20 protein-coding genes are annotated in these 20,060 nt (G+C 42.6%); 4 read left to right on the forward strand and 16 right to left on the reverse strand.

Going from position 1 to position 20,060, the window contains the following annotated elements; all coding sequences use genetic code 11:
• From VK664_RS07060 to VK664_RS07075, 4 genes are all read left to right on the forward strand, one after another.
• Nucleotides 1-1,045: TolC family protein (locus tag VK664_RS07060; RefSeq protein ID WP_461397927.1), on the forward strand; the 1,045-nt coding region annotated here is incomplete at its 5' end.
• 17 nt (nucleotides 1,046-1,062) lie between these two features.
• Complete coding sequence (locus VK664_RS07065; protein WP_461397928.1) at nucleotides 1,063-2,340, forward strand: efflux RND transporter periplasmic adaptor subunit; 1,278 nt, start codon at nucleotides 1,063-1,065, stop codon at nucleotides 2,338-2,340.
• Between the two features lie 21 nt (nucleotides 2,341-2,361).
• Complete coding sequence (locus tag VK664_RS07070) at nucleotides 2,362-5,556, forward strand: efflux RND transporter permease subunit (RefSeq protein WP_461397929.1); 3,195 nt, start codon at nucleotides 2,362-2,364, stop codon at nucleotides 5,554-5,556.
• Nucleotides 5,557-5,636: 80 nt separating this feature from the next.
• On the forward strand, nucleotides 5,637-8,312 hold the full coding sequence (locus VK664_RS07075) for a glycoside hydrolase family 3 C-terminal domain-containing protein (RefSeq protein WP_461397930.1): 2,676 nt from the start codon (nucleotides 5,637-5,639) through the stop codon (nucleotides 8,310-8,312).
• On the opposite strand, the gene VK664_RS07080 is transcribed toward VK664_RS07075, so the two are convergent.
• The 16 genes from VK664_RS07080 to VK664_RS07155 all read right to left on the reverse strand — a co-directional run.
• Entirely contained in the window at nucleotides 8,295-8,681 is a 387-nt protein-coding gene (locus tag VK664_RS07080; RefSeq protein ID WP_461397931.1) for a hypothetical protein, read from the reverse strand. The two genes, VK664_RS07075 and VK664_RS07080, sit on opposite strands and share 18 nt — an antisense overlap.
• A gap of 21 nt (nucleotides 8,682-8,702) precedes the next feature.
• The gene (locus VK664_RS07085; RefSeq protein ID WP_461397932.1) at nucleotides 8,703-9,326 is read right to left on the reverse strand and encodes a hypothetical protein; all 624 of its coding nucleotides are present in this window, start codon (nucleotides 9,324-9,326) and stop codon (nucleotides 8,703-8,705) included.
• Nucleotides 9,304-9,945, reverse strand: coding sequence for a LolA family protein (locus VK664_RS07090; RefSeq protein ID WP_461397933.1), 642 nt, complete (start codon nucleotides 9,943-9,945; stop codon nucleotides 9,304-9,306). Before VK664_RS07090 ends, VK664_RS07085 begins: the two co-directional genes overlap by 23 nt.
• Complete coding sequence (locus VK664_RS07095) at nucleotides 9,938-10,711, reverse strand: polysaccharide deacetylase family protein (RefSeq protein WP_461397934.1); 774 nt, start codon at nucleotides 10,709-10,711, stop codon at nucleotides 9,938-9,940. The genes VK664_RS07090 and VK664_RS07095 overlap by 8 nt, the downstream gene beginning before the upstream one ends.
• Complete coding sequence (locus tag VK664_RS07100; protein WP_461397935.1) at nucleotides 10,705-11,763, reverse strand: beta-ketoacyl synthase chain length factor; 1,059 nt, start codon at nucleotides 11,761-11,763, stop codon at nucleotides 10,705-10,707. The genes VK664_RS07095 and VK664_RS07100 overlap by 7 nt, the downstream gene beginning before the upstream one ends.
• Before the next feature lies 1 nt (nucleotide 11,764).
• Entirely contained in the window at nucleotides 11,765-12,979 is a 1,215-nt protein-coding gene (locus tag VK664_RS07105; protein WP_461397936.1) for a beta-ketoacyl-[acyl-carrier-protein] synthase family protein, read from the reverse strand.
• The gene (locus VK664_RS07110; RefSeq protein ID WP_461397937.1) at nucleotides 12,979-13,242 is read right to left on the reverse strand and encodes a phosphopantetheine-binding protein; all 264 of its coding nucleotides are present in this window, start codon (nucleotides 13,240-13,242) and stop codon (nucleotides 12,979-12,981) included. Before VK664_RS07110 ends, VK664_RS07105 begins: the two co-directional genes overlap by 1 nt.
• A 77-nt stretch (nucleotides 13,243-13,319) precedes the next feature.
• Entirely contained in the window at nucleotides 13,320-13,934 is a 615-nt protein-coding gene (locus VK664_RS07115) for a hypothetical protein (RefSeq protein WP_461397938.1), read from the reverse strand.
• On the reverse strand, nucleotides 13,927-15,177 hold the full coding sequence (locus VK664_RS07120) for an NAD(P)/FAD-dependent oxidoreductase (RefSeq protein WP_461397939.1): 1,251 nt from the start codon (nucleotides 15,175-15,177) through the stop codon (nucleotides 13,927-13,929). The genes VK664_RS07115 and VK664_RS07120 overlap by 8 nt, the downstream gene beginning before the upstream one ends.
• Before the next feature lie 72 nt (nucleotides 15,178-15,249).
• Nucleotides 15,250-16,395, reverse strand: coding sequence for a beta-ketoacyl-[acyl-carrier-protein] synthase family protein (locus VK664_RS07125; RefSeq protein ID WP_461397940.1), 1,146 nt, complete (start codon nucleotides 16,393-16,395; stop codon nucleotides 15,250-15,252).
• A 2-nt stretch (nucleotides 16,396-16,397) separates the two neighbouring features.
• Entirely contained in the window at nucleotides 16,398-16,826 is a 429-nt protein-coding gene (locus VK664_RS07130; RefSeq protein WP_461397941.1) for an acyl-CoA thioesterase, read from the reverse strand.
• Between the two features lie 50 nt (nucleotides 16,827-16,876).
• Nucleotides 16,877-17,545: a hypothetical protein gene (locus VK664_RS07135; RefSeq protein ID WP_461397942.1), complete on the reverse strand. Its 669-nt coding sequence runs from the start codon at nucleotides 17,543-17,545 to the stop codon at nucleotides 16,877-16,879.
• Nucleotides 17,546-17,556: 11 nt separating this feature from the next.
• Complete coding sequence (locus VK664_RS07140) at nucleotides 17,557-17,979, reverse strand: 3-hydroxyacyl-ACP dehydratase (RefSeq protein WP_461397943.1); 423 nt, start codon at nucleotides 17,977-17,979, stop codon at nucleotides 17,557-17,559.
• 115 nt (nucleotides 17,980-18,094) lie between these two features.
• A complete protein-coding gene (locus VK664_RS07145) occupies nucleotides 18,095-18,973 on the reverse strand; it encodes an LpxL/LpxP family acyltransferase (protein ID WP_461397944.1) in 879 nt (292 codons plus the stop codon).
• Nucleotides 18,973-19,230, reverse strand: a complete 258-nt coding sequence (locus VK664_RS07150) for an acyl carrier protein (RefSeq protein WP_461397945.1) — start codon at nucleotides 19,228-19,230, stop codon at nucleotides 18,973-18,975. Before VK664_RS07150 ends, VK664_RS07145 begins: the two co-directional genes overlap by 1 nt.
• Before the next feature lie 9 nt (nucleotides 19,231-19,239).
• Nucleotides 19,240-20,060: beta-ketoacyl-[acyl-carrier-protein] synthase family protein (locus VK664_RS07155; RefSeq protein ID WP_461397946.1), on the reverse strand; the 821-nt coding region annotated here is incomplete at its 5' end.

Below are 20,060 nucleotides of genomic sequence, written 5' to 3' on the forward strand. Positions count from 1 at the left end.
CATAGTCCAGAACGGGCTGAATAATACGTCGAACGCCTTGTTCCAGGCAGATCAGACGATATTCAGCAATAGCCTCCTGCTGGCAACCAGGGCGCAGCGCTATGTTCGCCGGCAGGGCGTGCAAAACCTGGAAAGCAATAAGATCAACGCCACTGTTGATGTAAGTAAAGCGTTTTACGAAATTCTTACAAACCTTCAACAGGCAAAAATTCTCCGTGAAAATATTGCACGTCTTGAAAAACAGCTCCGTGATGCAAAAGCACAATATGAAGGGGGACTTGTTGACAAAACCGATTTTAAAAGAGCTTCCATCTCCCTGAGCAATTCGAATGCTGATCTTAAAAGAACAGAAGAGCAACTAAAGTCCAGGTATGCTAACCTGAAACTAATGATGGGTTATCCGACAGAATCAAAAATCCGGCTTTCATATGACAGCGCGTCCATGGAAAGAGAAATGCTGATAGATACTTTGCAAACATTGGATTATGAAAAAAGGATTGAATTCCGTCAGCTAGAAACACAAAAGGAGATTCAGCGCCTGAATGTGGACTATTATAAAAGGGATTACCTGCCTGCCGTTTCTGGTTTTATCAATTACAATTTTGTATACCAGAACAATGAGTTACAAAAGCTTTATGCTAAATCTTATCCTAACTCTGTTGTTGGGCTGTCCGTAAAACTCCCGATTTTCCAGGGCACCAGGCGGCTCCAGAATCTTCGCCGGGAACAGCTGGAATCCAAGAGACTTGAGATAGACGAAATAAATCTTAAGAACCAGATAAACACACAGTATGAACAGGCAATGGCCAATTATAAAAGCAACCTTAACGACTGGCTGGTAGCGAAAGACAACGTTAAACTTTCAGAGGAAGTTTATAATACCATCAAGCTTCAATACAACGAAGGAATTAAAAGTTACCTCGAATTGATGACAGCAGAAACGGATCTCAGAACCTCACAAATCACTTATCTCTTCGCCCTGTACGGCGTACTATCCAGTAAGCTGGATGTGCAGCAGGCGCTTGGAAATATAAATATCAATTAATACAACCCAACACAATTATGAATAGCAAGATCGCCGGAGTATTCACTATTTTAACCATTGCAGCATTTGTAGTTTCATGCGGCAATAAAGATGCGAAAAACCCACAACAAGCCGCACCCCCGCCTGTCGCGGTTACCATTCACGAGGTTAGTTCAGAATCAGTAAGAGGTCTGGATCGTTACCCCGGAACCATTGTTCCACTGGTTGAAGTACAACTTCGTGCCGAGGTAAATGGATATATCACGGGCATATTCGCAAAAGACGGACAAGCTGTAAGGGGAGGACAAAAATTATACGAAGTTGATCAGAGCCGTTATGCAGCTACCTATCGCCAATTGAGTGCACAGGTTCAGATTGCAGAGGCTAACCTGGAAAGGGTATCTAAAGACGTTGAGCGTTATACCAGGTTAAGTGAACAGGATGCAATCGCAAAACAGCGGGTTGATTATGCAAACGCTGATAAACAAACAGCCTCTGCCCAGGTTGCTGCAGCTCAGGCTAATCTCGCCAATGCGGCCACCGACCTTGCACGTTCGGTTATTAAGGCACCTATGAATGGAACGATTGGCATCGCGCAGGTGAGACTTGGCTCACTTGTTTCTGCAGGCTCTACACTGATCAATACTATCTCAGCTCCTGATCCTATAGCTGTTGACATCGCTATCGGCGAGGGCGAGATTCAACGTTTTATCAGATTACAACAGGCACCACAGGTGAAAAATGATTCAACATTCAGCCTGATTCTTCCTGATCAAACCACTTATACTTTACCAGGAAAAGTAACTGCGATTGATCGTGCGGTTGATCCGCAAACTGGTACCCTGAAGGTGAGAATTAGTTTTCCAAACACAGGCAACAGGTTGAGAGCTGGTATGAACTGCCTGGTAAGAGTTTCAAATCTCGATGAAGGCAATCAACTTGTAATACCAAACAGGGCACTTACTGAACAACTCGGTGAATTTTTCGTCTATGTGCTTGGCGACAGCAATAAAGTAAGTCAGCGCCGGGTATCGATCGGCACCCGTGTCAGGGATATGGTAGTTGTACGTGATGGGTTGAAAGCGGGCGAAAAAATCGTAAGCGATGGTGTGCAGAACCTACGGCAGGGTGCAGTAGTTAACCCCGCCTACGCACCGGCCGGGCAAGATAACAACGCAGCAGGAGTCGTACCGGCCGGCGCTTCGGCGGGCGAGGCCCGCCCCGACGCCGCAACTTCGGCGGGTGCGGCTGGCAAGGATAGTGTGAAGAGGCAATCAGCTTCATCAGATGCTGCAGATTCGACCCGGAAAAAATAATTTTCACTTTAAGACGATATAATGATCTCAGATGTATTTATAAGACGACCCGTCACCTCTATTGTTATTTCGGTTGTTATTCTATTGATCGGTACCATTTCGATTATCAATTTGCCCGTTAGCCAGTATCCTGATATCTCACCCCCTGTGGTCAGCGTCTCGGGGATCTTTACAGGTGCCGATGCCCAGACGGTTGAACAGACAGTGGCCACGCCGATTGAAACCCAGGTGAATGGTACACCAGGAATGGCCTTCCTGCAATCAAACAGTACCAGTGACGGTCGTATGTCCATGAACGTTACATTTGAAATTGGCACCAATGTTGACATTGCCGCACTTGATGTACAAAACAGGGTTAGTGTTGCCGAACCGGTTTTGCCTGAACAGGTACAGCGTTTAGGTCTTACCGTTAGAAAACGTAACCCGACCATCCTGATGGTAGCCGCGATTTATTCACCACAGGGGTCTCATGATATCAAGTTCCTTGACAACTATGCAAACGTCTATATCAGGGATGCGTTATTACGGGTTCCTGGTGTTGGTGACGTTGTATCTGTCGGTCAGGATTTCAGTATGCGGGTCTGGCTGAACCCTCAGAAACTTTCACAGCTCGGTCTCACGGCTGATGATGTTGGTGCTGCTATACGCGAACAAAATATTCAAATCGCAGGCGGTAGCGTTGGTGGTGCCCCTCAATATAGTACCCAGGCTTTCGAATTTCCGATTACTCTTAACGGCAGACTTGAAAATGAAGGAGAATTTTCGAATATCATTATCAAAACAAACCCTGCTGATGGTACAGTAGTTTATCTGAAAGATGTGGCGAGAATAGAACTTGGCCAATTCAGTTATGGACGGGCAGTAAGGGTGAATGGTAAACCTGCAAACATATTGTTGATTTACCAGACACCGGGATCAAATGCGGTAACCACTGGCCAGGGAATTTATAAGGCCCTTGATGAACTTAAAAAATCATTTCCGCCTGATACGGATTACGTGGTTTCATTCGAATCCATTACAGTTGTTAATGTGTCGATTGAAGAGGTTGTGCATACCCTGGTTGAAGCCCTTGCACTGGTGACACTGGTGGTTTTCCTTTTCCTTCAAAGCTGGAGAGCAACCTTGATTCCTATACTTGCCATCCCGGTTTCAATCATCGGTACCTTCATATTTTTTGCCCCTCTTGGTTTTACCATCAATACACTTACGCTGTTTGGATTTGTATTGGCGATTGGTATCGTGGTGGATGATGCGATCGTGGTGGTAGAGGCTGTACAACATTATATTGATCATGACAAGCTATCGCCAAAAGAGGCGACGCGAAGGGCAATGAAGGATATTACGGCACCGGTTATTGCTATTGCATTGATACTTGCAGCTGTGTTTGTGCCCGTTGGATTTATTCCTGGTATAGTCGGCAGGCTTTACCAGCAGTTTGCAATTACTATTGCAATCTCGGTAGTTATATCCGCCTTTATTGCATTAACACTTACACCCGCACTTTGTGCCTTGTTATTAAGACCTATGAACCTCACAAAGGAATCAAGAGGTCTCAATAGTTTCTTTTATAGATTTAATACCTGGTTTGCAAGAGTAACACGCTCCTATTCAAACGGTGTTAAATTCTTTATCAGGAAAGCGCCGCTGGCGATGATCATCCTGGCCTGTATTTATGCCGGAACCGTCGGAATGTTTGCATCGAAGCCCACTGGCTTTATCCCGACAGAAGATGAAGGCCGATTAATTATTTCCGTGAATCTGCCAGAAGGTGCATCCAGTGTACGGACCCAGGAGGTGTTAGCGCAGATGATACAAATAATCAAAGAAAAAGCACCTGCTGTAAAAAACAGCACATCTATATCCGGTTTAAATGCGATCAACTTTAGCTTTAAAACAAACAGCGGTACTTTCTTCCTCCAGCTGAAACCCTGGGAAGACCGGAAAGAAGCATCACTGCAGCTATTTGGTGTAATCGGGCAGTTACAAAAAGAGTTTTCAGTGATCAAGGGCGCAAACATCATTATCATTCCCCCACCTGCAATTCCAGGTCTCGGTAACACCGGGGGGTTTAGCTTCACACTTGAACAACGCGAACGAGCTTCAGATATCAAAGGTTTCGAAGCCGTGGTATTTAAATATATGGGGGCCATCAATCAGCGTCCTGAGATCAGGGGTGCATTTACATTTTTTAATGCGAAAACACCAGGATATCATGTAACGGTTGACCGGGAGAAAGCGAAGAAACTGGGCATCCCCCTGAGTTCTGTATACAATACAATTTCCAGTTATATGGGAAGTGCGTATATAAATGATTTCACCAGGTACGGCAGGAATTTCAGGGTAGTAACCCAGGCTGATACCACTTATCGAAAGGACATTTCCGACCTGAACAATTTCTTTGTGAAAAACCAGGCAGGTGAATCGATACCGCTGAGCACTATTGTATCGGCGAAGCTAACTGAAAACGCAGCCCTTATCTCCCATTATAACCTGTATCGTTCTGCAGAATTCAACGGTAATGCTGCCCCCGGTTATAGCAGTGGTGAAGCGATCCAGGCACTCAGGGAAGTAGCAGACCAGGTTTTGCCTAACGGGTATGGTTATGACTTTTCTGGTTTGAGCCGTGAAGAAATTGCATCCGGAAACAGTACGTTGATCATTTTCGGTCTTTCTTTGTTGTTCGTGTTCCTGCTGCTGGCAGCTTTGTATGAAAGTTGGTCCGTTCCATTTTCTATCCTCCTTTCAATACCCCTGGCTGCATTCGGTGCTATCCTTGCCCTGATTTTTATTCCGAGGCTTGATAATAACCTTTATGCTCAAATAGGATTGATAACACTGATCGGACTTGCTGCAAAAAATGCGATCCTGATCGTTGAGTTCGCTAAAGAAAGAGTGGATTGGGGTATGGAACTGATTGCGGCGACTATAGAAGCGGTGAAACTAAGGTTAAGACCAATCATCATGACCTCACTGGCATTTATCCTCGGTGTAACACCGCTCGTTTTCGCTTCAGGTGCAGGGGCGGTTGCAAGAGAAACCATCGGTTGGACTGTTTTAGGAGGGATGTTTGCAGCAACACTTTTTGCGATTTTCCTTGTTCCTGTGTTGTTTGTATTAATTACCCGGCTGGCATATGGTAAAAAGAAGCTGGCAGAGTTGCAGACTACTTATAATCCGGAGGACCATAAGGATACGCTGCATGCAGATGAAGATTAATAATTGATAATAAATATACAACGGCTGTCCATTCGGACAGCCGTTTTTGTTTACCAAGGTGATCTGCAATAGTTTTGGGTATGCGAACAAAACCCGCCTTAGTCATTCTCCTACTGTCTTTTCATTTCGGTTTATCTGCCCAGGAGGTTATGCCTTATAAAAATCCTTCACTGCCCGTTCATGAAAGGGTAAAGGATCTTTTGAACAGGATGACACCGCAGGAAAAATTCTGGCAGTTATTTATGATCCCCGGCCAGGTTGATTCGTCAAATGAATCAAAATTCACCAATGGTATTTTTGGCTTCCAGTTCAGCGCCGAATCGGGCGGAAATTCCAACGCGGCTCAAATACTGAAATATAACACTAGCGAATCTGCTTTATCATTATTAAAAAAGATAAATTCCACGCAACGTTTCTTCATAAAAAAAACCCGGTTAGGCATACCTGTTATAGCATTTGATGAAGCACTGCATGGTGTGGTTCGTGAAGGTGGCACTGCATTTCCCCAGGCGATAGGGCTGGCAGCAAGTTTCAATACCGGTCTCATGAGCGAGGTTGCCAGCGCGATAGCGGTAGAATCACAAGCAAGAGGGATCCGGCAAATACTTTCACCGGTAGTTAATATTGCAGCTGACGTTCGTTGGGGAAGGGTCGAAGAAACATATGGAGAAGATCCATTACTTTCTGCAGAGATGGGTGTGGCATTTGTCAAAGCTTTCGAGTCCCGGAATATTATTACAACACCTAAACATTTCCTGGCAAATTCCGGTGATGGCGGACGTGATAGTTATCCTATCCATTTCAATGAGCGACTGCTGGAAGAAATCTATCTGGTACCATTCAAGGCCTGTATTGAACGCGGTGGTTCACGTTCAATCATGACCAGTTATAATTCTATCAACGGGTCACCGGCTTCAGCTAACAACTGGCTGCTTAATGAAAAACTAAAAAAGGAATGGAAGTTTGATGGTTTTGTGATATCAGATGCCGGTGCTGTAGGCGGTGCAAATGTGCTTCATTTTACAACCAAAGATTATCCTGCTTCCGGTGCTGAAAGTGTAAAAAATGGACTGGACGTGATTTTCCAGACAAATCAGGAACATCATAAATTATTTGATCCACATTTTCTTGATGGCTGTGTTGCCCAGCCTGTAATAGATTCAGCTGTTGCCCGTGTGCTAAAAGCAAAATTCGAATTGGGTCTTTTTGAAAACCCTTATATGCCGGAAACGGAAGCCAAAAAATTAATGGCGGGCACAGACCATAAAGTCATAGCGAAGAAAGCTGCGCTCGAATCAATAGTACTTCTCAAAAATGATAGAAATATTTTGCCATTGAGCAAATCAATTAAATCAATTGCTTTAATTGGTACTGATGCCACTGAAGCAAGATTAGGCGGATATAGCGGACCAGGAAATAATAAAGTGAGCATCCTTGAAGGAGTTCAACGAAAGCTCGGAAAAGCAACCGTAGTCAGTTATGCACCAGGACCGGGCATTGCGAACATAGTCCCGGTTCCCGTAGCGGATTCCTTTTTATCAAATCGGGATGATAAGGGTAATTCACAAAAAGGTTTAAAAGCAACTTATTTCGACAACATATTACTTGAAGGAAAACCTTTGTTCGAACGTGTTGACCAGGTAGTGAATTTTAAATGGACATTTATGCCTCCATCAGAAAACCTGAGAACAGATAATTACTCTGTAAGGTGGACCGGTAACCTCACATTTCCGCGAAGCGGCGCTTATAAACTCGGCCTTGAAGGCAATGACGGATTCAGGCTTTATATCAATAACAAACTGGTGATTGACAACTGGATGAAACAAGGTTACCATACAAATACAGTTAATTATGATTTTTCAAAGAATAAACCCATTGCGATCAAAATCGAGTTTCATGAACCCGTTGCTAATGGTACGATCAGGTTGGTATCAAATTATGGTCTTCCAACAAACGAAAATACGCTCATAAACGAGGCGACTGAACTGGCAAAAAAATCGGATGTCGCCATCATCGTGGCCGGCATACATGAAGGCGAGTTCCAGGACCGTGCCTTCCTTGAATTGCCAGGCAAACAGGAATTATTGATCAGGAAGGTTGCTGCAACCGGCAAGCCGTTGATTGTTATACTTGTTGGCGGCAGCGCAATCACTATGGCATCATGGATTGATAAGGTACCTGGTATTATTGACGTCTGGTATCCCGGGGAGGAAGGTGGCCATGCCGTAGCTGATGTCCTGTTTGGAGATTATAATCCGGCTGGCCGTCTGCCTGTGACATTCCCTGTATCGGTGGGACAGGTACCACTCGTTTATAATCATAAACCGACCGGTCGTGGTGATGATTATTATGATCTGACTGGCGTACCGTTATTCCCATTTGGTTTCGGACTTAGTTATACAAAATTTGAATATAGCGGGCTAAAAATGACAAAAAACAATATTGAAAATACAGACTCTGTGATCGTGACCTGCACATTGAAAAATACAGGTAACCGTGCGGGTGAAGAAGTAGCGCAATTGTATATCAGGGATGAACTCGCCTCACTGGCCAGACCAGTAATGGAACTTAAAGGCTTCCAGAGAATCTATTTGAAAGCAGGGGAAACCAAGGTGATCAGTTTTAAGGTTGGACCTGAAGAATTATCCATGCTTGATCTAAATCTTAAAAAAGTTGTTGAACCGGGTGAATTCAGGATTATGATCGGTGCATCATCAAGAGATATAAGATTGAAGACTTCATTGTTTGTTCGTTGAATCAATAACAGTAGCAACTCCTTTAAATTTAAAATAAACAACATTTTCATTTAACAAACTTGCTGTAAGCTGAAAATTGTTTTCATCAATAATCGAATACAACAGATCGATTTTCACAGTTGCGTTCTTCAGTGGATTTATCAATGAAAGAAATTTCATGAGTGGCACTTTTGTGAACCTCGCGGTTTTACCACTATGTTTTTCAAACAACTCTTTTACAATTTGCATCATACAAACACCGGGCACCACCGGTACTGCAGGAAAATGCCCTTTGAAAATGGAATGAGCCCCATCAAATTCAAGCACGGCTTTCAGCGAGTAATCTGCCGGCTCATACGACCTGATAAAATAGAAGTTGTCCAGTAACATCAGCGTTTTATGTATTTTAAATCAGCGTTTAATATATTTTAACCCGATATCAAAATTAAAATTCCTGTGGGTGATTCCGATAGTATCCGGAATCCCATTATTATAATCCAGCATAACGATCTGCACCTTTGGTTTGCGCTTCATAGCGTTTTCTATCCGGACCAGGCTATCACAAGCCTGGTTTGTAATATAATAGTGCGTTTCTTTATTGGCAGGAAAACCATACCAGGTATTGTAACTGTCTGTTTTAATCACAACTCTATCCGCAGCTATGTTGCGCATGAGGATTAATTCGAAATCACTTTTGAGTGTTTTGATCACCGATTTTTTATCAAGCTGTTTCATAATCTGGTGAACTTTAAAAACTCCATCGGACCCAAATTCAAAATCAAAAAACTTAACTCCCATCTCACTTGAAAAAACAATGCGCAGACTAGAGTCTGGCATCAATTTAAAAAGCAGCAAACCACTGAGATGTTTTCCAACCACGTTCACCTGGGTATTGTATAAGGTTGAATTAAATTCCGGTTTGAATTTCCGGATACAGGCAACATCCCCGGTAGCGGGGGACAAGGATTTATAGGCAGATGAACAACCTGCAATACAAATTACAAAAGCCAGACTACTTAATAGCAAAAAGCGCATCAGCTACAGGTATATTTAATTGCTTATTAGTAAATCTTATAATGGTATTATCTCCCCCTGTTTCCACCATCTCCATGAGCAAAATAGAATAATCTTTTTTATCAACGACTACATTGATATTATTGAACAGATCCTTCATTGTTTTTGTTACCGGGGAAAGATAGACCAGGTAACCATCGTTCCCTTCAAGTGTTTTAACAGTGAAGTCTTTATTATCAAGTGCGGTACCCTGCACACAGTCAACAATGATCCGATTGATCTGTTGAAACATTTTGTTTGACCTGGCAGATATTTTGTTCTCTTTCTGATCATCTTTGATATAAACGTTGTTTTTATTGATGATCATCAGGTATCTGAATGGACTTGTATATTCCATTCTTACCAGGTTGTCTTTCTTAAACCAAAATTTGCCATTGGATGTTATTTTTTCCGAAAGCATAGCCAGGTTCTTCTCCTGGACAAAATCACTTTGAATAGTATTCAGTTTTTTAGCTGCAGCAGAGAACTGTTGTTTGAACGCTGTGTTATCTGCAATCAGTTTATATCCTGCAGGTTGTGCATTAGCCAGTCCACCCGCAAACATTAAACAAAAAAAGACTAATCTTAAAGCATTATGCATATGGAGTTGAGTTAATCAATTTGTCTAATTTCACAAATTCGTATCCCTGTTCTCTCGCACCTTCTATAAATGCCTTAAGCATTAAAAAGGTTGTCTCGCTGGTATCATGAAATAATATTATCGCACCAGGTTTAACAGCTTTAAGCACTTTATGCAGCAATTTTTTGGGATCCTTAACAATTGTATCCAGCGACCTGATGTTCCAACCCACAGCTACCATGTCCAGGTGAGCCACCGCTTTTGCCAGGTTCGGATTTGTAACTCCATAAGGTGGACGGAAAAATAGTGGTTTCAATCCTGTAACCCGATAAAGTTCTTCGTTCATCTGCTGCAAATCTGCCTCCATTTTAGCCGAACCATATATATCAAACCAGAAATGATGGCTGTGGCTATGATTACCAATGATATGACCCGATGAAACCATCTTTGTGATGATTTGTTCGCGGCCTGCAATGTTTTTACCAATACAAAAAAATGCCGCCGGAACCTGTTGTTCTCCCAGCAGATCAACTATTTCATTTGTAAACCGGTCGGCAGGGCCATCATCAAAGGTTATAGCAATTTGTTTTGAAGCTGTCCCTCCGTGACTAACTACTTTCATGTAAAATCCGGAAGCCACGTTAGCACTTCCATAGAATAGCATCAGGCTATACGCCAGCGCTACGACCAGGTATATTAACCAGCTTAAATCACCGTAAATATCGAAGGCAATGAGTGTGATCACCAGCAAACCGAAAAACAGCGTTGTGTTTTTAAAAGTCAGCATGATGAAACAAGGAAAAGTGAATGATGAATATTCTTGTAATTATTGTAAATCAGGACATGTTTTTTATTTGCTGAACCAGGTGCAGAAGGCTGATGCCGATCGGTGATCTTGCCTGTTTTAAGTTCTGTTGCCGCATACCAAAGTGCAAAGGCAGATGAGGTTGGATATTCACCGCAAAGATGTTTATATGGAAGAACCCTGGTTCCACTCAGAATAGTTGTATTGAGTTGGTGATAAAGCCCATCGTTAACAAGATCGCCATTCATACCACCTATTACCAGGTCTATTTCATGGATAGTTAAAGACTGTGCTTTCAGAAATGAACTGATCTCTTTAGCAACATCCTCCACCCGGGCCGGTTTATAAAAGGTATGAATCGCATTGAGCACAGCAAAATCATCAGCTGAAGGTTCGTTTGCGAGTAAAAAAAATGTTGAGCCCTCACCGGCTATTGTTCCATTGGCCGGGTTTGTAATTAAATCCAGGTTTGAGATTTCTTCCTGGCGATAAATACCAAACCTGTTTAGTATCCCGAAACTGATATTGGTTATTTCATCGGCAGCACCAACGAGCACATTTTTAGCTTCTTTATCTTTTAATAAAAGGATTCCATCGAGCAATGCGCTTTCAAAAGAAAAGCCACGATGGGCAAACGTGTTATTATAGCCATAACATTTAACCAACAATGCGACTTGTGCCCCAACAGTATTATGCGTTGATTGTATAAATGAAGTAGGGTTCAGCATTTCTTCATTGAACTCTATCATCCTGTTCAGGAACACCCCTGTATCCTCAAGGCATCCATATGCGCTACCGGTAACAATTGCGTCAGGAGCTTCCAGTCCAGCCTGCTTTAAGCATAACGAAGCAGTCGCTACCCCCATTTTAATGATACGACTCATACGCCGGATCATCTTAGGATCAATCCATTCCTTATAATCCGGTTCGATGCAGCTTAACCTGTTTGAATGATACACAACAGGATCAGCCGGCAGATGAACTGCGCCAAAACTCTGCTGTGGTGATATGCTGGCAAGCGCGCGGATAAACATATTAGAACTGCGGTTTTGAAAATATCAGTGAAGAGCAGTTGCCACCAAATCCGAATGAGTTTGACATCACATTTTTAACATCCTGATTTACCAGGTATTTGGTTTCCGGAATAAAAGAAAGTTCTTTCATCGGTGTACTGAACCTGAGATTCGGAAAGATGATGCCGTGGCGGATAGCGAGACAGGAAAACACGGCTTCTATGCTACCACTTGCTCCCAGTGTATGACCCGTAAATGATTTTGTCGAACTCATAGGTGGGAAGGCCGGAGCAAAAAGCCTTTGAATCGCGGTACCTTCAGCTACATCATTGTTTTGTGTACCGGTACCATGAAGATTGATATAATCAATATCAGTGGTTTGAAGACCGCTTCGCTTCAATGCCCCGGTCATTGCAAGCCAAGACCCTGTACCTTCCGGCGACGAAGCCGTTTGATGATAAGCGTCATTTGCATTGGCATAACCTGCAAGAAAGGCATATGGCATTTTTTCAAGCCCCTTCATTAAATCTTCTGATACCAAAACCACATAACCGGCGCCTTCGCCGAGATTCAGACCTTTACGGTTTTCATCAAAAGGCTTACAATATTCTTTGTCAAGAATCATCAGGGTGTTAAACCCATTGATGGTAAATTTTGTAAGTGCGTCTGTTCCACCGGCAACGACTACATCAAGAATATTATGGCGTATGAGTCTTGCACCAAAAAAGATTGCATTCGCTGAAGACGAGCAAGCAGTACTTATAGTTGAAACATAATGATTGATACCCAGTGCATCTGCAACCAGGTCGGTAACTGCGCCACATTCGTGGTGAATGATGTCTCGCAGGTGACCGGAGGCAGGATCTTTCCGGAATTCAGCAAAAAAGTTTTCAGACAGATCCATTCCTCCGGTGGTATTGGCAGAAATGAAACCACATCTTAATGAACCCAACTGGCTGAGGCCAGCATCTGTCAGCGCTTCTTTTGCAGCAGCCATACTCAGCAAAGCGGTGCGGGGAATTAATGGTGAGACTTCCCCAATTTCAGCAAGCTGTTGGTTATTAAGTTTAACCTCTGCTACCGGCAACTGGTCGCGGTGAATGGTATCAAGCATTGTAATGGCCGACATACCCGCATGCTGATTCTCAAAAGATATGAGGGATTCAGCGACATTTTTACCAATCGCTGAGATAACTCCTAAACCCGCAATATATACCCCCGGGTCAGTTTGACTCATTATACCGTTTTACCTTGATGTTCAGTAATATATTCTGCCATGGTCCTGACCGAACGAAAAACTTTCGGTCCGTCCTCAGCATTGGCAAGTTTGATCTTATAATTTTGTTGCAACAAAACTATCAACTCCAATGCATCAATGGAATCCAAACCAAGCCCTTCCTTAAACAGTGCTTCATCATCCCCGATATCCTCAGGCTTTTTATCCTGCAGATTTAATTGTTCAATTAACTGGGTCTTCAGGTCATACATTAATTTATCCATCGGCTTTATTTGATCAATGTTGTAAAGTTAATTAAAATCATATTCTGTTCTCCGGGACTCAATCAAAGACTGCTCAATCAAAGATTGAATAATCTGTACATATTGGCGGCAGTAAACTCCAACCCGGTATTTTTCTGCTCTACGAGGAAAACCGCTGCCTTATACTCATTTGCCAGGATCTCGACCCAGCCACAGATACAAGCCTTTACTACACCTGTGTCAAGCAAACCGCCTGTATACTGCCGGATAAAATCAGCCTGAAATTTTTCAAAAATAAAAAATGCATTTTCTCCCTGGAATTTGTGCCTGATGCAGACTTCGCCAATTACAATATTTGGCAATGTATAAACGAACAGAGAAGGGCTTGGATAACCGCTCACTGTTTGAAAATACCTGAGGTCAGTATCAAGGCTTGAGTTGGAGTTCGAGAAAACGACTCCGACATCTTCCAGGGCATATGCTGTTTTTTCAAAACTACCCTTTAATAAAATTTCCGTAGCCAGCCAGCCAAGTTTACTTACATTGTCCATTTTATAGAACTTTGGATAATCGGGTGCCAGGAAATCGTACAATCCTGGGAGCAGATCTGATACGTTCGCACTATTTCCTTCAAATAACAGCTCACCGTTTTTGTACACCTTATCATTTCCGATAACGCAACTGGCGGTGATAATATGTTGCGATTTATTCATTGTCAGTCCGGATCATGTCGCGCAGGTCAATCATCCTGGCGAGCTTGTGCAAAGCGCTATCATGAAATTTTACATATGGGTTATTCAGATCCCAGACATATCCTGCAAGTACCGAACAGATCTGGCTTTTTACCAGCGGATTCTGTTGATCTGCAAAAAAGATTGTATCAAGTGTACCTTCATACCAAGCCATTACGTATGAGCGGAATGTATTCACGCCCTGCATTGTTGGTTGCATATATTCTTTTTCCCAATCAACGTCTTCACCCCTCAGTTTTTTAACTACGAGGTTCGCAGCGGTCTGGCTTGATACAGTTGCCAGGGTAACACCAGAAGAAAAAACCGGGTCAAGAAACTCCGTCACGTTCCCGGTCAATACAAAACCATCACCATAGAATTTGTCGGTGGTGCTTGACCAGGATTCGAGCTTTCTTGTTTCGAACACAAACTCAACATCTTTGAATCTTTCGCTGAGATACGGCTCTGAAGCTATCATGGCACGGAGTTTTTCTTCATCTGTGCCCGAAAATCCTTCAAAAAAATCAGGACTTCCTACAAATCCCAAAGATGTGATTCCATTTGAAAAAGGAATGACCCAAACCCAGATACCTGGTTTGTGAACAATGATTGTGATCCTGTTTGGTTCATCTGCCATTGAACGTTTTACATCCCTGGTATGCACAAATAAAGCTTTGCGCCCCGGGAGGTTCGAAGGCCGGTCTAAATTAAAAAGTTTTGGAATAACACGCCCGTAACCACTTCCATCGATTATGAACTTTGCTTCGATCTGGCTTTTGTTACCATCAACATCTTCAACGGTGGTTATGGAGTCGGAACCATTAAATACAATATTTGTAACGGTTGTTTCATAATGCACCGGTATGCCCATTCTCTCACACTCATCGGCAAGTGTTTTATCAAACTCAGCCCTTGGTACCTGCCAGGTCCAATTCCATCCATCAGTAAACTGATCTGCAAAAGAATAATCGCAGATTTTACCCTGCTTTACAAACTTTGCACCATTCTTTTGCTGGAAACCTTTTGCTTTTAACGCTTCAACAAAGCCAGCTTCTGTAAGGGCTTCCATACATCTTGGCAACAAACTTTCACCGATCACAAATCGTGGGAAGCGCAGTTTCTCCACAATTTTTACTTTGTACCCGGCTTTATTTACAATAGATGCTGCTACTGTTCCTGAAGGTCCGGCCCCTATAACCAGGACATCGATTTTTTCTGTTTTCATTTTGAAATGATTGTGTGATATCCAGGGTTTAAAACCGATCCTGGTGATTATTATAAATTAAGCATTCTTAAATTAAGTATTCTTACCGAAAATCATTGCGGCATTACAACCTCCGAACCCGGAGGCTGTCTTTAACATATATTTCAAATTCCTGTTTTCGAGCTCCGCGCAAACATTTATCTCTTGTGAAACGCCTAAATTCCGGAAGCCTTTCGTCGGTAATACAATGTCTTCTCTCAAACTTTCAACAGAAACTATTGATTCAATTAGTCCAGCCGCTCCAAGTGTATGACCATAGTATCCTTTCAGGCTGTTCACCGGTACCTGTTGCATTCCGGCCAGGGAAATAGCCCTGGCCTCCATCTCGTCATTGTATATTGTTGCTGTGCCATGCGCAGAGATAAACCCAATATCGGTGTTTTTTATCCCGGCTTGCTTAATACTTTTGCTGATAGAATTAAACAGTGGTTCCCCGGTTCTCGAAGGCCCGGAGATATGATTTGCATCGTTACTTGTAGAGCCTGCCATTACAAGCACTGATTTGTTGCCTTTCGAACTATCTACGGAAAGAATCATTGTTGCAGCACCTTCACCCAGTGTAACTCCGTCCCGCGCCTGATCAAAGGGCTTACAAGGTTCTGGGCTAACTGCCTGGAACGACTGGAAGCCAGACAAAATGAATTTTGTAATGATATCAGCACCAGCAACGATAGCATGCTCATAGGCACCACTTTCTATTAACCTTTTTGCTGTTAAGATCGCAAGAACACCAGATATACAAGCATTCGAAACGACCAGTGGAAGATTCCTGTTATCAAAATGCGTTGCCACTATTTTTGCTGAATGATAAAGGGAAATCGTTTCAGCAGAAACCCGTTCGGATTCAGGCTTCTCAACCATTGCAATATTTCCTTTGGTTGAAGAGATAATGAAGACTGTTTTCGGATCTGCCGGATCAACAGAAGTGTAACTGAGTGCATCTTTAACAGAATTGATAAGTGCCCGTTCAAACATTGAATGGTCGGTATCTGCCCCCTTCATCAGGGCCGCCCGCTGTTTATCACTAAATAATGAAGCCTGGAATGGCTGCGGAGAAACCGCGGGGTCATCATGCTTTTTAATTCCTGTCAATTCCTGTTTCAGGTTCAGAAAGTTTTCCTCTGTGTTGAAACCCAAAGGCGACAATATATTATCAGCTATGGTGTAAACTGCTCTCATTATTAATTTTGATCCAACCCTTGTTTTAATTTCCATTCAGCAAAAAAAGGCGGATTCACAAGCTGGAGTATAAAGTCCTCCCGTCCCAGGAACACCTGCATTGATGACCCGGTCGCAACAAGTTCACCAGTCAATGTTGTCAGTTTATATTTGAAATGTAATTTAGCTGCATCACAGGGGATATATTCGGTCTCTACAAAAACGGATTCACCATAACGTAAGGGTCTTTTGTAATCACAGTCAATATGCACTACCGGCACAACCACCCCATGGTTGAAAAAGTCCAGGTAGCTGATTCCATATTTCTGACCGAAGGATTCCCGGCCATCTTCGAAGTAACGAACATAATGTCCATGCCAGACAACACCTAGCGGATCTGCTTCATTAAACCGAACTCTAATTGTTCTTTTATCTTTCAGGGTTTTAATCATTGTTTATCTCCTTCCTGCCGGTTCATTTTACCTGGTGCAAAAATCCAAGATCAGGAATATTTTTGTTTCCACTCGTTGTATTTCTTTTTATCAATGGATTCCAGCAAATTCCTGATCGAAGATGCCCAATAATTTCTAAAGCTGAATCCGGCTGAAGTCTTTGATTCCACTCTTTCGGTCATCAATACTTTTTTCGATTTCATATCTACAAGCGTAACCCAGATCGAAGCAGCTTTTTCTCCCTTACTCATTCCCTCCATCACTAACAAAATTCCGACACCAGCTTTGTTTCCGAAATCATACCCTTTTACAATTGAATTAATATCCGATTCCTTAAGGCGGTTGAAATCTGCTGCACTGGTTGATTTTATTTCTTCAGCCTTGATCTTCTCATTTCTTTTTGCTACCAGGGAAAGATCATTCTCAATCTCCGACCTGTTGAAAGCTGCATTGATTTCATAGCGTTTTGGTTCATTGACCACTACATCATTGATAGCGGCAAACTGCCGGTCGCGGATATCGACTTCGTTCGCGGCCGCGTCACCTATCAATCTTGCTTTTGTAAAATCAATCCCGAGATATAGAAGTTTTGTTTCAGAGTTGTTAAAAACTTCTTTAGCCGTTTGTGAAAACGCCGTGATGGATTGAATTGAAATAAGGCTCAATAAAAACAGGCGTACAATCTTTTTCATCCGTTCATTCTTAGATGTGCGTTTCATACTAATTGCTTTTATGATTGTTTTGTAATAAAAATTTTCATTTCACAAGTGGCTATTCTTTTTCCCTCACAGCTCACAGTTGCCCCAATCAGTGTAACGTCAAACACCTGGTTCATCACCCTGATTTCTGTATCAAGCTGGTCGCCTAAAAATGGCAGATCAAACACTTCCAGGTTTTGAATTGCCCCAATATAGCCGATAGTTACCGGGCGCTGTTCCTGGATGGCCATATACCCCGCACGTGCAGCCGCTGTCTGTGCTATATTTTCCACCAGTGCCGGTTCCTGCAACTGGTTTTCTTTAAGAAAAATATTATCAGCTTTCACCTCGAAGGTTGACCTTGAGGTTGAAGCATCAGATTGAATCAATTCGCTGATCATTACAAAAGGCATCCGCTGAGGTATCACTGTTTCTATATTTTTTACTAGCGACATTTGTTATGCATTATTGTTGGATTTCGTATTGATATATAAACTTTATTCTCGGCAGCCCGTCGCGAAAATAACGATTGAAAATAATTATTAATCCTTAATCTCAATTCATTTTCGGTTATTGCCAGAAGTTATAGAAATTATACCATTGCTCGGGGTAGGCTCTCACTTTCTTTGCCATTTCACCTGCAAATTCCTGCATTAATTTTGTTGTGAGTGCTTCTTTCCCTAAAGATGAGTTGTTTTGGTCTGGAGTAGCAAAAAAATGGTAGTGCAGGCTGGATTCTTTCATCGCAAAAACGAAAGAAACAGGCACCTTAAATGTGGAAGCCAGCACAAAAGGACCGATCGGAAGTTTCGCAGGCGATCCCATGAAATTTACTTCCTTAACCTTGTTGCCTTCCAGAAAACGATCAGCATGCATACATACAAGTTCTTTGCGGCTTAAAGCTTCGCTGATCTGGTAAATATGCGATATATCGTTTTTGATAACGATCACTTTTACGTTTCTTTCACCTGTTATACCGGAAAGATATTGCTTGATTTGCTGATGTTCTCCATCGAACATTACAATGTTGATCTTTGTACCCAACCGCTTAAGTAAGTGTCCGGCAATCTCCCAGTTGCCAACATGGGCACTTAACAAGAGGCCTCCGTTGCCGGCCGCAACCATCTCTCTCAGGTTTTGTTCACCATCAAAATCGAAGCTGAAGCGGTTAGGCATACCAGACATCACCACTACTTTATCGATAAGGCTTTGACCGAACCGGTAATAATTTTTATACACCTTAAAGAGTGAGGCTGTCCTGGAATATCCCAGTCGTTTATTAAAAAGCTTAAAAGCTTCTTTTGATGACTTCGAAGAAAAGAGGAAGAAGTAAAAGGATACTAAACGCAGGAGAAAATATGCAGGGAACACTCCAAAAGATCTCAGTACCCAAACAAATATTCCGTAGCCTGATTTGCTTCCTCTTGATTTTCCCTCCCAACCAGGCATCAGACAGGTTCTTTTGAACTAACCTTTGAAATGACATAGTCATAGAAGCTGCTAAACGTTGTGATTCCCTGGAAATCTTCGGGTTTAACTTTAAAAGCGAAATTATTTTCAATTACAACAACGAGGTCAATATAGTCAAGACTATCTAACTCGAGGGTTTCTTTTAGATTTGCCTCAGGTGTAATTTTCTCAGCGGAGACTTCAAATTCTTCCACCAGGAACTCATTAACTTTCTCAATAATCTCTGCTTTGTTCATACAGTAAGTTTAAGGCATTTTTCTGACAATCAGTGACGAGTTGGTGCCTCCAAACCCGAATGAGTTAGACAAAAATACTTTAAAATTTATATCTATTGTCTTTTCAACTATATCCAGTTTTGCCGAATCTTCGTCAGGATTTTCGAAATTTATATTGGGTGCGATAAATCCATTTTGCATCATCAGCATCGAATACACAATTTCACTCGCACCAGCCATCCAACACTCATGACCCGTCATAGATTTTGTAGAACTTACTTTTATTTTCTTTTCTCCAAATACCGTCGCAATTGCTTTTGCTTCGCTTGCATCCCCGGCCGGTGTTGAAGTTGCATGCGCATTTATATAGCCTATTTCCGATGCCAGCAAGCCGGCATCACGCAACGCCATACTCAGCGCACGCACCGGACCATCGACTGTCGGGTTCGATATATGGCCTCCGTTCGACGAAAAACCATATCCAACTACCTCAGCTAGTATCGGGGCTCCGCGTTTTTGAGCCGATTCGAGACTCTCCAGGACCAGGGTTGCAGCGCCACCACTGGGTATCAGACCATCGCGGTCACGGTCAAATGGCCTTGAAGCTTTTGAAGGTTCTGATTCCCGCACCGAGAACGCAGATAAGGCATCAAAATTACCCATAGCGTTTAAATTTATTTCCTGGGCGCCTCCACAGATCACAGTGTCCTGCAACCCGGTTTTGATAAAATGATATCCAAGGCCGATTGCATGTGAACCGCTGGCGCAGGCGGCGCTGATTGTAAAATTTACCCCACGAAGCTTAAATATAGTAGCAAGGTTCATGGTCACGGTTGAATTCATTGTTTTGA

The sequence above is a fragment of the Flavitalea sp. genome, assembly GCF_035489435.1.
In the GTDB taxonomy this organism is placed as follows: Bacteria; Bacteroidota; Bacteroidia; order Chitinophagales; family Chitinophagaceae; genus DATHKG01.